This window comes from Microcoleus sp. PH2017_24_DOB_U_A, assembly GCF_020738205.1.
In the GTDB taxonomy this organism is placed as follows: domain Bacteria; phylum Cyanobacteriota; class Cyanobacteriia; order Cyanobacteriales; family Microcoleaceae; genus Microcoleus.
Window position 1 is genome coordinate 63,485 of record NZ_JAEQCT010000044.1, and the last position, 11,531, is coordinate 75,015.

14 protein-coding genes are annotated in these 11,531 nt (G+C 46.4%); 8 read left to right on the forward strand and 6 right to left on the reverse strand.

The window, feature by feature from the left end:
• Nucleotides 1-308 precede the first annotated feature (308 nt).
• Nucleotides 309-1,136, forward strand: a complete 828-nt coding sequence (locus JGK07_RS13130) for a DUF3153 domain-containing protein (protein WP_293181826.1) — start codon at nucleotides 309-311, stop codon at nucleotides 1,134-1,136.
• Here the strand turns inward: JGK07_RS13130 and JGK07_RS13135 are convergent.
• The gene (locus JGK07_RS13135) at nucleotides 1,133-1,315 is read right to left on the reverse strand and encodes a hypothetical protein (RefSeq protein WP_293181824.1); all 183 of its coding nucleotides are present in this window, start codon (nucleotides 1,313-1,315) and stop codon (nucleotides 1,133-1,135) included. The genes JGK07_RS13130 and JGK07_RS13135 overlap by 4 nt on opposite strands.
• A 48-nt stretch (nucleotides 1,316-1,363) precedes the next feature.
• Between JGK07_RS13135 and JGK07_RS13140 the strand changes: the two genes are divergently transcribed.
• From JGK07_RS13140 to JGK07_RS13155, 4 genes are all read left to right on the forward strand, one after another.
• A complete protein-coding gene (locus JGK07_RS13140; protein ID WP_293181822.1) occupies nucleotides 1,364-1,738 on the forward strand; it encodes a LapA family protein in 375 nt (124 codons plus the stop codon).
• A gap of 110 nt (nucleotides 1,739-1,848) precedes the next feature.
• Nucleotides 1,849-2,007 carry a hypothetical protein gene (locus tag JGK07_RS13145; protein ID WP_293181821.1) on the forward strand — a complete coding sequence of 53 codons (159 nt, stop codon included), beginning with the start codon at nucleotides 1,849-1,851 and terminating at the stop codon, nucleotides 2,005-2,007.
• A gap of 91 nt (nucleotides 2,008-2,098) precedes the next feature.
• On the forward strand, nucleotides 2,099-2,911 hold the full coding sequence (locus JGK07_RS13150) for a segregation/condensation protein A (protein WP_293181819.1): 813 nt from the start codon (nucleotides 2,099-2,101) through the stop codon (nucleotides 2,909-2,911).
• A 443-nt stretch (nucleotides 2,912-3,354) separates the two neighbouring features.
• Nucleotides 3,355-4,518, forward strand: coding sequence for an NDP-sugar synthase (locus JGK07_RS13155; RefSeq protein ID WP_293181817.1), 1,164 nt, complete (start codon nucleotides 3,355-3,357; stop codon nucleotides 4,516-4,518).
• Here the strand turns inward: JGK07_RS13155 and JGK07_RS33190 are convergent.
• From JGK07_RS33190 to JGK07_RS13175, 5 genes are all read right to left on the reverse strand, one after another.
• The gene (locus JGK07_RS33190; RefSeq protein ID WP_366934286.1) at nucleotides 4,515-4,652 is read right to left on the reverse strand and encodes a hypothetical protein; all 138 of its coding nucleotides are present in this window, start codon (nucleotides 4,650-4,652) and stop codon (nucleotides 4,515-4,517) included. The two genes, JGK07_RS13155 and JGK07_RS33190, sit on opposite strands and share 4 nt — an antisense overlap.
• Before the next feature lie 174 nt (nucleotides 4,653-4,826).
• On the reverse strand, nucleotides 4,827-6,836 hold the full coding sequence (speA, locus tag JGK07_RS13160) for a biosynthetic arginine decarboxylase (RefSeq protein ID WP_293224767.1): 2,010 nt from the start codon (nucleotides 6,834-6,836) through the stop codon (nucleotides 4,827-4,829).
• Between the two features lie 161 nt (nucleotides 6,837-6,997).
• Nucleotides 6,998-7,246, reverse strand: coding sequence for a hypothetical protein (locus tag JGK07_RS13165; RefSeq protein ID WP_293241929.1), 249 nt, complete (start codon nucleotides 7,244-7,246; stop codon nucleotides 6,998-7,000).
• Nucleotide 7,247: 1 nt separating this feature from the next.
• Complete coding sequence (locus JGK07_RS13170) at nucleotides 7,248-8,390, reverse strand: helix-turn-helix domain-containing protein (RefSeq protein WP_293212082.1); 1,143 nt, start codon at nucleotides 8,388-8,390, stop codon at nucleotides 7,248-7,250.
• A 356-nt stretch (nucleotides 8,391-8,746) separates the two neighbouring features.
• A complete protein-coding gene (locus tag JGK07_RS13175) occupies nucleotides 8,747-9,337 on the reverse strand; it encodes a DUF3611 family protein (protein ID WP_293224765.1) in 591 nt (196 codons plus the stop codon).
• 166 nt (nucleotides 9,338-9,503) lie between these two features.
• On the opposite strand from JGK07_RS13175, the gene JGK07_RS13180 reads away from it, so the two are divergent.
• The 3 genes from JGK07_RS13180 to JGK07_RS13190 all read left to right on the forward strand — a co-directional run bounded on the left by JGK07_RS13180 (nucleotide 9,504) and on the right by JGK07_RS13190 (nucleotide 11,006).
• A complete protein-coding gene (locus JGK07_RS13180; RefSeq protein ID WP_293224763.1) occupies nucleotides 9,504-9,674 on the forward strand; it encodes a hypothetical protein in 171 nt (56 codons plus the stop codon).
• A 490-nt stretch (nucleotides 9,675-10,164) separates the two neighbouring features.
• Nucleotides 10,165-10,461, forward strand: coding sequence for a hypothetical protein (locus JGK07_RS13185; RefSeq protein ID WP_293181807.1), 297 nt, complete (start codon nucleotides 10,165-10,167; stop codon nucleotides 10,459-10,461).
• Between the two features lie 116 nt (nucleotides 10,462-10,577).
• On the forward strand, nucleotides 10,578-11,006 hold the full coding sequence (locus JGK07_RS13190) for a heavy metal-responsive transcriptional regulator (protein ID WP_293181806.1): 429 nt from the start codon (nucleotides 10,578-10,580) through the stop codon (nucleotides 11,004-11,006).
• The last annotated feature ends 525 nt before the right edge of the window (nucleotides 11,007-11,531 follow it).

Genomic DNA, 11,531 nt, shown 5'->3' on the forward strand with positions numbered 1-11,531 from the left:
TAATTTCAGGTGACTCCGACACAGCCACAAAAAAAACTGTTTCTGTCACCAATCGACTGCTATAAAATAGGTTTGTAGTGAGGACTTTAGTCCTCTTATCCTAGTTGAGTCAAGAAGGACTGAAGTCCTCACTACAAACCTGGCTTTACAAAAAAACTGTTTCTGTCACCAATCGACTGCTATAAAATAGGTTTGTAGTGAGGACTTTAGTCCTCTTATCTTAGTTGAGTCAAGAAGGACTGAAGTCCTCACTACAAACCTGGCTTTGCTAATTCATGCAAATAGGAAAAAATAGGGAAAAAGGTACCATGAAAGAGCAAAATGTCAAGGATGGAACTGGGAAGAAGAAAAAGCACTTTTTCTTTCTTTTACCTTTGGTTTTTTGCATTTTAAATTTAGTGACTGGATGCGTTCAGTACGATGTCGGAGTCAACTTTGACAGTCAAACTCACGGCGCAATGGTGCAGCACATTAAACTGGGGGAAAGGTTGACAAGCTTCAGCAGCGAAACAGTTGGAGATTGGTTGAAAAGTGTAGAGAAGCGGGCGAGATTGCTCGACGGAAAAACTAAACGGCTTTCTGAGAGAGAAGTTATAGTGACGATTCCATTCAATAATGGAGCCGAATTAGAAGACAAGTTCAACCAATTTTACAATCCGATCGCACAAACTGCCAAATCTCGCGTCGCAAGTCCCCTAGAAACCGATTTGCCCAAGTTTGAATCTCACCTGAGTGTCAAGCAGAATAATTTGTTATTGGTGCTGCGAAATCGGTTAAGTTTGGAATTGGATTTGCGCTCTCTGGCTCTGGTTTCCTCAAACGGCAGTCCTCTGCTGAATCCGGGGGGACTTTTGGAGCTAGACTTTAGCTTGAACACGCCTTGGGGTGCCGAAAATATTGAAACGAATGTCGCCGGTGCGCTGGTTCCCCAAAGCTATCAGCAGGGAAAGCAGTTAGTGTGGAAGCTGAAACCTGGAGAAGTTAACTATTTGGAGGCGACATTCTGGATTCCAAGTCCCGTAGGAATTGGGGCGCTGATTATTGCCTTATTTGTGGCGGCGGGCATTGCTGTAAAATATCAAATATTGCCAGCCCTCTTAATCGGTAAAAAACAGCAAAACATCGGTCAAGCCTAAATATGTTTCTCAGTTGGAGGTCGCAGTTGGATGACTGAACTTTTGGTCATCCAAGGGAGAATCATCAAGATGCGATCGGATTTTTTATCAATTGAGTCGCCGGATACAATGATTAATTGACCAGACTTGATATTATTAAACAAACAGCCAGCATCTACTAAAAAATAGTTAGTTGACAAATAGCAAAGAATTTGCTTGACCCAAATTGAGAATTAGGAACAGAGAAAATGCGATCGCTAAATTTCTTCTTCATCTTTCTGATTTGCTTGGCTCTAGTATTGTTCAGCATCGAAAATACAGAGCCGACCACCGTTCAAATTATTAAAGGCGTCCAAGTTAAAGCCCCGCTGTGCGTAGAACTAATTGTAGCGACAGGATTGGGAGCTGTTTTAGCGTGGCTGTTCAGTTTGTGGTCGAGAATGCAGCGAACCCTCGCCTCTCGCCAAGAAATCCGCCAAGTTCGCGAAAAAGAGCAGCAAATTCAGGAGTTACAACAAGATATCGAACGCTATAAAGCAGAAGTAGAAGCAAAACAACCTTTGTTAGAAAGTGCAGAACTGACAAGTTTAGAAACAGCAGCAGCCGAGGTAAAAGCTGGGTAAATAATGTATCTGGCAATTAAATTGAGTTATTCGGGTGCATCTCACTTTAGAAGAGGGCGAAGCATGACCGCATATAAGTTATTAGTTATAATCTCATATTCACGGAGGTCATGCTTCGCCCCTACAAACATATTTTCAAAACTCAGATGCACCCAGTTTCTATCTGGTTTGTGGCGATGGAAAATCTCAAATCTCATTTCTGTACCCACGGTTGGCTAGAAACTAATACGGTTTGTCTGAGAACAACCCAAGCCTATTGGATTGATTAAAACCCTCAATTTCGGTTGAAAAACCCGATTTATTGGCGGGTGAGTGTATCAGCCCTAAATCTAAAATCTAAAACCTAAAATCTAAAATCGAATGGTTGTTTCCAGAGACCAAGATGGTTTAGAAACGATTTCTGAGGGGATCGCCATTTTAATTGATTTAGCAGAACGGGGAGAAATCGATCCTTGGGACGTTAAAGTCATTGAAGTGTTCGATCGATGTTTGAGCAAGCTGACCAACGCCTCTGATGCCGATCAGAGTTCGGATTTCTCCGATTTGTCCCACTCCGGCCAAGCATTTTTGTACGCTTCAATGCTGGTTTTGCTCAAAGCAGAAAGTATTGTCCTCTCAGAACCCCCGCCGAATCCCGAATTGGACGAAGCAGCCCTCGAAGACACAGAGCACTCAGGAGGGCGAAATATGCCGCAGCATCTGGAGCGACAACTGCGCCGTCGCGGTGTAGCTCAACTCCCACAAAAACGCCCGGTAACTCTCCCAGAACTAATCGAGCAATTGCAGCTCATGAAAGCAGCAATGGAGCAGACTGTTGCTCCTCGCCGCCGCCCGACTTCAAAAATGCGATCGCAAGCTGCCCAAGCTATCTTTGAGCTAGCTCACCAAGAAAATCTCGTGGAAACTGCTAGCGAGCTCGATCGATTTCTGGCAGAACGGGGCCAGGAAATTGATGAGGGTTGGCTCGACTTGGACAAATTGCTGGAACTCTGGCACCATCACGGTTTTAACTCATCTGTCCACCCCGACCCCCCGCTATCGACTGAGGAAGTTCATTTACCAAATTATGACCGCGTGGGTGTTTTTTGGGCGTTGTTGCTGCTCTCGGCTCAGTCTAAAGTAGAGTTGCTTCAAGAGGAGTTTTACCAAGACCTCAAAATCCGGGCGCTTTGAGCTTGGATCTGCATCAGATAGGCTTATGGGGCCGGTTTACCAGTCCTTGGAACTCTTGACTTCCGGACGAACCTGCCTGTAGAGGACTTTTAGGTACATTCAACCGGACTTGAGATTATTTCTGATTTCTGATTCCTGGTTGGTTAAATCCAGGCAAATTCCGGATAAATGATTGATAGCCTGGTAGGATATCGCCTATAAACAGGTCAGTCGATTTTAGATTTTAGATTTTAGATTTTAGATTTTAGATTTACTCGCAGCGCAGTAAATCTGAGAGCTTGAACTAGCGTCTAAAATTTTGAAATCGATCCGAACGCTCGCGTCGGAAAATTATACCCGTTTTTGGGCGGGGTTATGATGGTGCTGCGATCGATAAAGGTCGCAACCGCTAGCATCTAATTGTTGAGTTGATATCAATTAACAGAGGGTTGAGGAAGTTAATCATGAAAGCGATGATTCTGGCGGCCGGTAAAGGCACTCGCGTCCGTCCCATTACTCACACGACACCAAAACCGATGATTCCCATCCTGCAAAAGCCTGTGATGGAGTTTTTGGTTGAATTGCTCCGCCAGCACGGATTTGACCAGATTATGGTCAATGTTTCCCACTTGGCCGACGTAATTGAAAACTACTTCCGCGACGGTCAAAAGTTTGGGGTACAAATTGGCTATTCTTTTGAAGGGCGAATTGAAGACGGACAAATGATTGGAGAAGCCGTCGGTTCGGCTGGCGGTATGAGGCGAATTCAGGACTTCTCACCGTTTTTTGACGATACTTTTGTGGTGCTGTGCGGCGACGCTTTGATTGACTTGGACTTGACTGCTGCTGTGAAGTGGCACCGAGAAAAAGGGGCGATCGCTACTATTGTAATGAAATCTGTTCCCCGCGATGAGGTTCCCAGTTACGGAGTAGTGGTAACAGACGATTCTGGCAGAATTAAAGATTTCCAAGAAAAACCTTCTGTAGAGGAAGCTCTGAGTACCGACATCAACACTGGTATTTATATTTTTGAACCGGAAATATTCAATTATATTCCCCATGATATGGAATATGATATCGGTTCGCAGTTATTTCCCGCCCTAGTAGCAGCAGGTGCGCCTTTTTACGGAATTAGCATGGACTTTGAGTGGGTAGATATCGGGAAAGTTCCTGATTATTGGCGAGCAATTCAGAGCGTGCTGTTGGGAGAAATTAAAAATGTTTCGATTCCAGGAATTGAAGTGCGCCCCGGCGTTTACGCTGGTTTGAATGTAGCTGTCAACTGGGACAAGGTTGATATTACCGGGCCTGTTTACATTGGTGCGATGACGAAAATTGAAGACGGAGCCAAAATTGTCGGCCCGACAATGATCGGCCCGAATTGTTGGCTTTGCAGCGGGGCGACTGTAGAAAACAGCGTGATCTTTGAGTATTCCCGTTTGGGGCCAGAGGTGCGGTTGGTTGACAAACTGGTGTTCGGGCGCTACTGCGTTGACAAAACCGGGGCGGCGATCGATTTGCAAGCGGCGGCTCTCGATTGGCTGATTACTGATGCCCGTCAAGTGTTACCAAATATACTAGGAGAAGAGCGACGGGCGATCGCAGATATTCTCAGCACTGCTGACTAATTGGTAATTGGGAATTGGGAATTGGTAATTGGTAATTGGTAATTGGTAATTGGTAATTGGTAATTGGTAATTGCTAATTGGTAATTGGTAATTGCTAATTGGTAATTGCTAATTGGTAATTGGTAATTGCTAATTGCTAATTGCTAAAGTTCTTCGTTTGCACTCTACCTAATAAGTCATTAGTCATCAGTTATCAACTAATGACTAATGACCTTGGATGAGGTTCGCGAGCGGAGACAGCACTCCTAATGACTAATGACTAATGCCAACTGCCAACTGCCAACTGCCAACTGCCAACTGCCAACTGATTAGGACTGCAAATAAGTATATTGGGTGAGACTCCGCTCGTAATTTTGCAGTAAAAGTTGAGCCTCCGAAAGAGTAATTTTATTTTGCTGCAAAGCAGATTCTGTCTGACGGCGGATGCTTTCAACCAAACTTTCTGCATCGTACTGTACGTAGCTGAGAACTTCTTTCATCGTGTCTCCCTTCACAACGTGTTCAATATGATATCCCGAAGGAGTTAGCTGAATGTGAACCGTATTTGCATCGCCGAATAAGTTGTGAAGGTTGCCCATAATTTCTTGATAAGCACCTCCCAAAAACAGCGCTAAATAGTAAGGTTCTCCAGGTTTGATTGTATGCAGTTCCAGAACTGACTTGACATCTCGCAAATCAATAAATTGGTCGATTTTGCCGTCGCTGTCGCAGGTGAGATCTGCTAAAATACCGCGCTGAGTCGGTTCTTCATCGAGCCGGTTAATTGGCATAATAGGAAACAATTGGTTAATAGCCCAACTGTCTGGCACTGACTGGAAAACAGATAAGTTGATGTAATAAATGGACGCCATCACCTTTTCTAAGTCTTCCAAATCTTCCGATACATAGTCTTTTTGCCGCGCGATTGTCTGTATTTTATCGCAGCAAGCCCAGTACAACTGTTCGGTTTTCGCCCGTTCCGCAATTCCTAGATAGCCTAAGTTAAATAAACTGACTGCTTCTTCCTTGAATTGGATAGCATCGTGATAGACTTCTTGGTAATTTTCGGGAGTGATAGATTGGTAAATTTCGTAGAGATTGCGCGGAATTTGGTGGGCGTTTTCGTCTACTGGTTCTGGTACTTCTCTGGGGACATCGCTAGTTCCGAGTACGTCAAAAACTAGGACTGATTGGTGAGATGCGATCGCCCGCCCGCTTTCGCTAATGATAATTGGCACAGGAATTTTCCGCTCGTCACAGGCATCTTTGACTCCCGCTACTACGTCGTTGGCGTAGTTTTGCATATTGTAGTTTTTGGAAGCGTGGAAGTTGGTTTTAGAGCCGTCGTAGTCAACGCCGAGCCCGCCCCCTACGTCCAAATATTTCATGTTAGCTCCCAATTTAGCCAATTCTACATAGATGTGGCTGGCTTCTCGAATGGCATCTTTGATGACGCTAATTGAGGAAATTTGAGAGCCGATGTGGAAGTGCAGTAACTGCAAACAGTCGAGCATTCCAGCTTTTTCTAGTTCGTTGACTGCGCGGATAATTTCAGGAATTGTCAAGCCAAATTTTGCCCGATCGCCCGTGGAACCTCCCCAGCGGCCAACGCCTTTGGTAGTTAGTTTGGCTCGCACTCCCAAAATCGGTTTAATTCCTAATGCTTTGCTCGCTGTGATTGCGAGTTCTACTTCCTCAATTTGCTCCAGTACAATTACCGAAGTTTGACCGAGCCGCTGCGCTAAAATCGCGGTTTCTATGTATTCGCGGTCTTTATAACCATTACAAATTAACAAAGCCCCTGGAGTTTTTAAGGTCGCCAAAGCAATCATTAATTCTGGTTTCGATCCGGCTTCCAGTCCGAAGTGATGGGGTTGACCGAAACGCACCAAATCTTGAATTAATTGTCGGTGCTGGTTGCATTTGACTGGAAAAACACCGCGATAGACATTTTTGTAATTGTAGCGGGCGATTGCTCTGGCAAAACAGGAATTTAGGCGATCGATCCGGTCTTCCAAAATATCAGAAAATCGAATTAGCAGCGGCAAAGCCAAATTTCGCTGCTTGAGCGATTCTACCAGTTCGCACAAGTCGAGGGAACCGCCGCGATCGCCCTTGGGAGAGACTGTAACGTGACCGGCGGCATTAATCGAAAAATAGGGTTCGCCCCAACCTTGAATTCGGTACAGTTTCTCGCTATCTTCTATTGTCCAAGATTTTTGTGGCACTTGAGCAGCAGCTACCAAAGCACTGTGCGATACAGTCAAACTCGTGACTGTTTGTGGCACAGGCGATAGCGGCTCGATATCGGAGGAAGCAGCGGTGGCTGGGGAACTCATCTTATCGGAAACCTTTTTTAGGACTGGTCAAATAGATAGTTTATCGCACATATTGGGTTTCCTGATGTACTTGAAAATTCACTTTGGGTGCAAGGCTGAGCGATTTGAGATTTGAGTTTTGAGTTTTGACTCCACAGATAGTTCAAGGTGAGGGATTGAACTTAAAATCTCAACCGCGATTGTTCTCCACGACTCATGTCTTCAAGCTGTGTATCCCATGTGGGTGAACTCCGAAACTCTGTTTCCGAGTTCAACTGCGCCAAGAGTCTTGTCGGACGATCGATCGCCCGACACACTCTCACCCAGTCCAATTTAGACAAGAAAGTTCGATCGGCAAAACCCTGCAAACAAAAGATACTGCGATTGCTTCGCTCCTGCCAATGACAACCGATCGCAATCGCGTGTAGCACTCTAACCAAAAATCACCTCCGGCGGTGCCATGTCAGCCCCCATAATCATGCCCCCGTGACTCTTAGACTTCTTCAAGCCCGGTTGAGGCGCTTTTTCTTGGCTTTTTGGAGACGGTGCAACAGAAGCGGGCGGTGTCACCTGTGGCTCCACTGCATTGGCCCCAGGTACAACGGGTTGCTGCGACAACCAACCCACACCCCCTATCGCCCCAGCCATCAAAGCAGTGTAGCCGATGTACAAATGCACCGGACTCATTTGAAAGCCTTCGCCGGAGTCGGAGTTGGAAGCAGACAAATAGGTACTGGGAATTATTGGACTCGGAGCGGGTTTTGGCAAAGCATTCGCCATCGCGGTGCCGTCTAGCCCTAAGGCGTCGCCCAATCTGCGGATAAAACCTCTAACGTAAATATCTTGGGGCAGTTTGTCGATTTCCCCATTTTCGATCGCTTCGATGTGGTGCAGCGGCACGAGAGTTTGACTGTGGACTTGCTGGATGGATAGCGATCGAATTTGCCGTCCCTTACGCAACTCTCTACCCAACTCCCGCAGGCACTCTTCTCGCTCTTGAACTGCTAAAGCTGCTTCCTCTTCCTTGGTAAGTTTTTTCTCCTTCTTGGGAAAACCAAACCCTGGGAAGGATTTAGCGGGGGCGATGACAGTTGCAGGTGCAGCCGAATCGACTTTAATTTCGTCTTTGAGCGCTTCTTTGTTTTCTTCTAAAGTGTTAGAATCTCGATCGCAATTTTCAGTCTCGGACTCTGTTGTAACAGGAGCTTCCACAGCAGCACTGCGCCAATAGAAAACAGGAGCAGGTACTGGTGGCTCTTCTTCTCTAACATAGGATGCGGTGTCACTTGGAGCCGCGACACTCTCTTGGACGACTTGCATTTCCGTTTTGTTTGGTTTGCCAAATCGATCGAATGCGAGCTTGACTGCTTCTCTGCTAACTGCTCTAATTAAAATTTCGGCAGCAGATGCTGCTTCGCCCAACATGGTTTGCAAGCTAGCTAGAGCTTGGCTGTAGGTGTCGCTACAGAGGAGTTCAGCTTCTATTTGACCGAGAACAGAACGAAAACTTTCTTGAGAAATTTCAATAGTTGCGTGATCTGTCACCCCAAAATAAGCCTCGGGTTTCAGTGCCATGATGTTTGTGTTGTCTTGCTAGAAGGTATCTGAGTACGTTCTTCTAAAGCTTGGCAGTGATTCCGGATGTCAGTTGGGGGATAGTGGGCATGGGGCATGGGGCATGGGGCATTGGGCAAACAGGGCATGGGGCAAACAGGGCATGGGGCATTGGCCAAAGAGGGCAAAGAGGGCAAAGAGGGCAAAGAGGGCATTAGTAGGCCCTCACAAATAACCAATAACCAATAACTAATAACCAATAACCAATAACCAATAACTAATAACCAATTCCCACTCCTGCCCATGCCCCATGCCCCATGCCCCATGCCCCATGCCCCATGCCCAATGCCCAATTCCCCATGCCCAATTCCCCAAGACTACTGCTTGTGAATGCGATCGAGCAACCAAAGAGCACCGATAATCCCGACAAAGTGGGCAACAGTCGCGTGAGTATTGGCTAGCACCACAAATATGTCTAAAGGCTGAATAAATCTGCTGAAATCTACTGCCGCACCGAACAAAGCTTGCGGCTGAGCTAAAGATTTGGCTAACAGCGTGCCGCTGATAGCTTCTGCACCGATCAGCGTCAGCAGCATTCCTAATAAGTTGCTCATCAGTGTCAACTGCACTTGTTTGATCGTGTCTGCTTTTTTGGGGCGGACAGCGTTGGCGGGCGATCGCAATTCTCTCGACAAGCGGGTGAAACGGAAAGCGCGATACACGCTGTAACCGAGCACTGCCAGCCCGCAAAGAGCAAAAAAGACGCCGCCGCCGGTGCCGGCACTGGTTGAACTTCCAGGCGCAGTGGCGCTGGGGATAGCAAAGGGGATGGCAAAGAGCAAAATGATCGTCGCTATCACCGCCAGCACTGACTGCACCCAGAAGCACACCCAGCCTGCTGTCCGAAGGGCAAAGGCAACTCGCTGTGCAGCTACCGGAAGCTTATCGTTATCTAACTGATTAGTCATATTTTGAACGGATATAATTGAGTGGCTTTAATTGGCAACAGTTTTTTTCAGCGCGGACGGTTGATGACGGTTAACCCTCCTTATAATGGAAGTAGAAATGTTTAAGATTTGTAACTAACATTCGATTTCACATTTGAATAGCGTCGATCGCAAGGTATCCAAAGCAATGACACAAGTACAACCCACCGTCACTCCCAAAGTGGAACAACCAAAGTTTGGCTTCAACAGCTACGCGGAACGCCTGAACGGTCGAGCTGCGATGATTGGTTTTTCCCTAACTTTAATTATCGAGTATGTCACAGGGCAGGGGTTGCTGGCCTGGTTAGGTCTCAACTAATTTTAGCAAGGGCGCGGTCAGCCGATTTTAGATTTTAGATTTTAGATTTTAGATTGAGTCCACAGATTCATCTGGAAGGTTGAACAGGAGTCTAAAATTGGGGGGTTAACCAACCAGCGAGCGTTGAGGGCAGGGTACCCGTTTTTAGGCGGGTCAACCTCACACTTGGTCTGGACTGTCACTCGCAAGGGTGTCACGCCGCTGGCCGCGACCACTTCGCGAATTGATTAGAATATTAGTTAGAAATCAAGCCCAGCGACTTGTCGATCGAGAAACATCGGTTTAGACAATGCAAGAGCTAGCTTTGGGTTTGTATGTCGGATGAAATTTTGATTGGGCAAGCTTGGCAATTTGGCCTCGCTCCCGTACAATTCGCGACAGGCGAGAAGATTAATTGAGGTGAAGCTAGTTTCAAAGCTAGAAATCCCGATCGCACCGCCAACTCTAAGTTTTAGAGATTTTAGATAAATATAGAACAGAGTAAAACCACATGAATGCTTCGTGGACGCGACTTTTGAAGTCAGCTTACCGTAGAGAGCCAATTACCAGCTTTGTTATAACAGTGGGCGTTGTCGATGCAGCCATCGGCAGCATTGGTGCGAGTGGCTCTTTATTGGCTTTTGGACTGGGTACTGCTGGGGTAGCGATGGGTCTCCGTTGGTGGCAAGTTTACCGCTCTGAAGCCGAACAACCCGCCCCTGCTGCCGAATACTATCTTCCTCCTCAGTCTTCTCGACCTCAGTTGCCCACGCTCAACAACGTGTCTAAGAAAAATCCTCCTTATTAAGATTAGCGCGCAACGGCGACGGGGGTGAGGTGGCGATCGCGCCACTCTGCATCTGAGGCATTACTAAACATAGGATCAAAAAAGTCTTTCGATCTTCGATCTTTGAGGCTTGCTGTATGAATATTACTGTTGCCGAGAAACTGTACAAAATTGGCTCTGTAGCGGGTTGTAGCGGTTTATCGGTGAAAACTGTTCGTTACTATGACGAAATGGGCCTGCTGTCTCCGGCGGTAGAGCGATCGCCGGCTGGTTATCGCTTGTTTGGGGAAGCGGTATTCAACAGGTTGGCGTTTATTAAACGATCTCAGGCTCTGGGTTTGAGCCTTCAGGAGATTAAGGATATTTTACAAGTTCGCGATCGGGGAGAGTTGCCTTGCTCTGAAGCGAAGCAGCATCTAACAGCCAAGGTTGAGGCAATTTCCGGGCAAATTGCAGCGTTAGAAACTTTGAAAGGAGAATTGCAAGGAATTCTCAACCGCTGGCAAGAGAAACCCTCGCCGGAGTGTATTACTCGCACCATTTGTCCGAACATTCAGCGGGATTGAGCAACGGCAGAAAGATACAAAAAAAGGGAAGGAATTATCGGTTTCCTTCCCTTTGTTGTTTGGTTTGTGGTTTGGTGGGCGATCGTTTGGGCGATCGTGCTGAGCTTTTAACTTTTTTCGGAGAGTTTGCTGTTGCTTTTTGAGCTGTCTAGCTCTGGCCGAGCCGCCTTTGCCTTTAGAGTTTCTGCCCTCGTTGCGGGGAGACTCCCAACTTTTTAGTCTCATGTTTTTATTATATGTGTACTACTTACATAATACACTATTACCATTGCACTGTCAAGTAGTTGGTTTAATACCAATTTCAACAATCAATGCAACAGTATCTGTAGGGTGCGTCGCCACTGCTAATCCTCAAAAAAGAGAGAAAATCCCATCGCGACGCACAACCAAGAATCTTTGAGAACACAACCATCCATTTAACTCTACTTAGGGCTTGCTGAATAATTGATTGCCAACCAAGAGCAGGAGCGATCAATATATTCAAGCTTGGTTAAAGATAAGTTTTTTCTGTATCGAGTCGCCCCA

Bases quoted from the DNA above. Each gene is read 5' to 3' on its own strand.
- JGK07_RS13190 (WP_293181806.1), top strand. From the start codon at position 10,578: ATGAATATTACTGTTGCCGAGAAACTGTACAAAATTGGCTCTGTAGCG.
- JGK07_RS13180 (WP_293224763.1), top strand. From the start codon at position 9,504: ATGACACAAGTACAACCCACCGTCACTCCCAAAGTGGAACAACCAAAG.
- JGK07_RS13130 (WP_293181826.1), top strand. From the start codon at position 309: ATGAAAGAGCAAAATGTCAAGGATGGAACTGGGAAGAAGAAAAAGCAC.
- JGK07_RS13185 (WP_293181807.1), top strand. From the start codon at position 10,165: ATGAATGCTTCGTGGACGCGACTTTTGAAGTCAGCTTACCGTAGAGAG.
- JGK07_RS13150 (WP_293181819.1), top strand. From the start codon at position 2,099: ATGGTTGTTTCCAGAGACCAAGATGGTTTAGAAACGATTTCTGAGGGG.
- JGK07_RS13175 (WP_293224765.1), bottom strand. From the start codon at position 9,337: ATGACTAATCAGTTAGATAACGATAAGCTTCCGGTAGCTGCACAGCGA.
- JGK07_RS13140 (WP_293181822.1), top strand. From the start codon at position 1,364: ATGCGATCGCTAAATTTCTTCTTCATCTTTCTGATTTGCTTGGCTCTA.
- JGK07_RS13145 (WP_293181821.1), top strand. From the start codon at position 1,849: ATGCTTCGCCCCTACAAACATATTTTCAAAACTCAGATGCACCCAGTT.
- JGK07_RS13155 (WP_293181817.1), top strand. From the start codon at position 3,355: ATGAAAGCGATGATTCTGGCGGCCGGTAAAGGCACTCGCGTCCGTCCC.
- speA (WP_293224767.1), bottom strand. From the start codon at position 6,836: ATGAGTTCCCCAGCCACCGCTGCTTCCTCCGATATCGAGCCGCTATCG.
- JGK07_RS13170 (WP_293212082.1), bottom strand. From the start codon at position 8,390: ATGGCACTGAAACCCGAGGCTTATTTTGGGGTGACAGATCACGCAACT.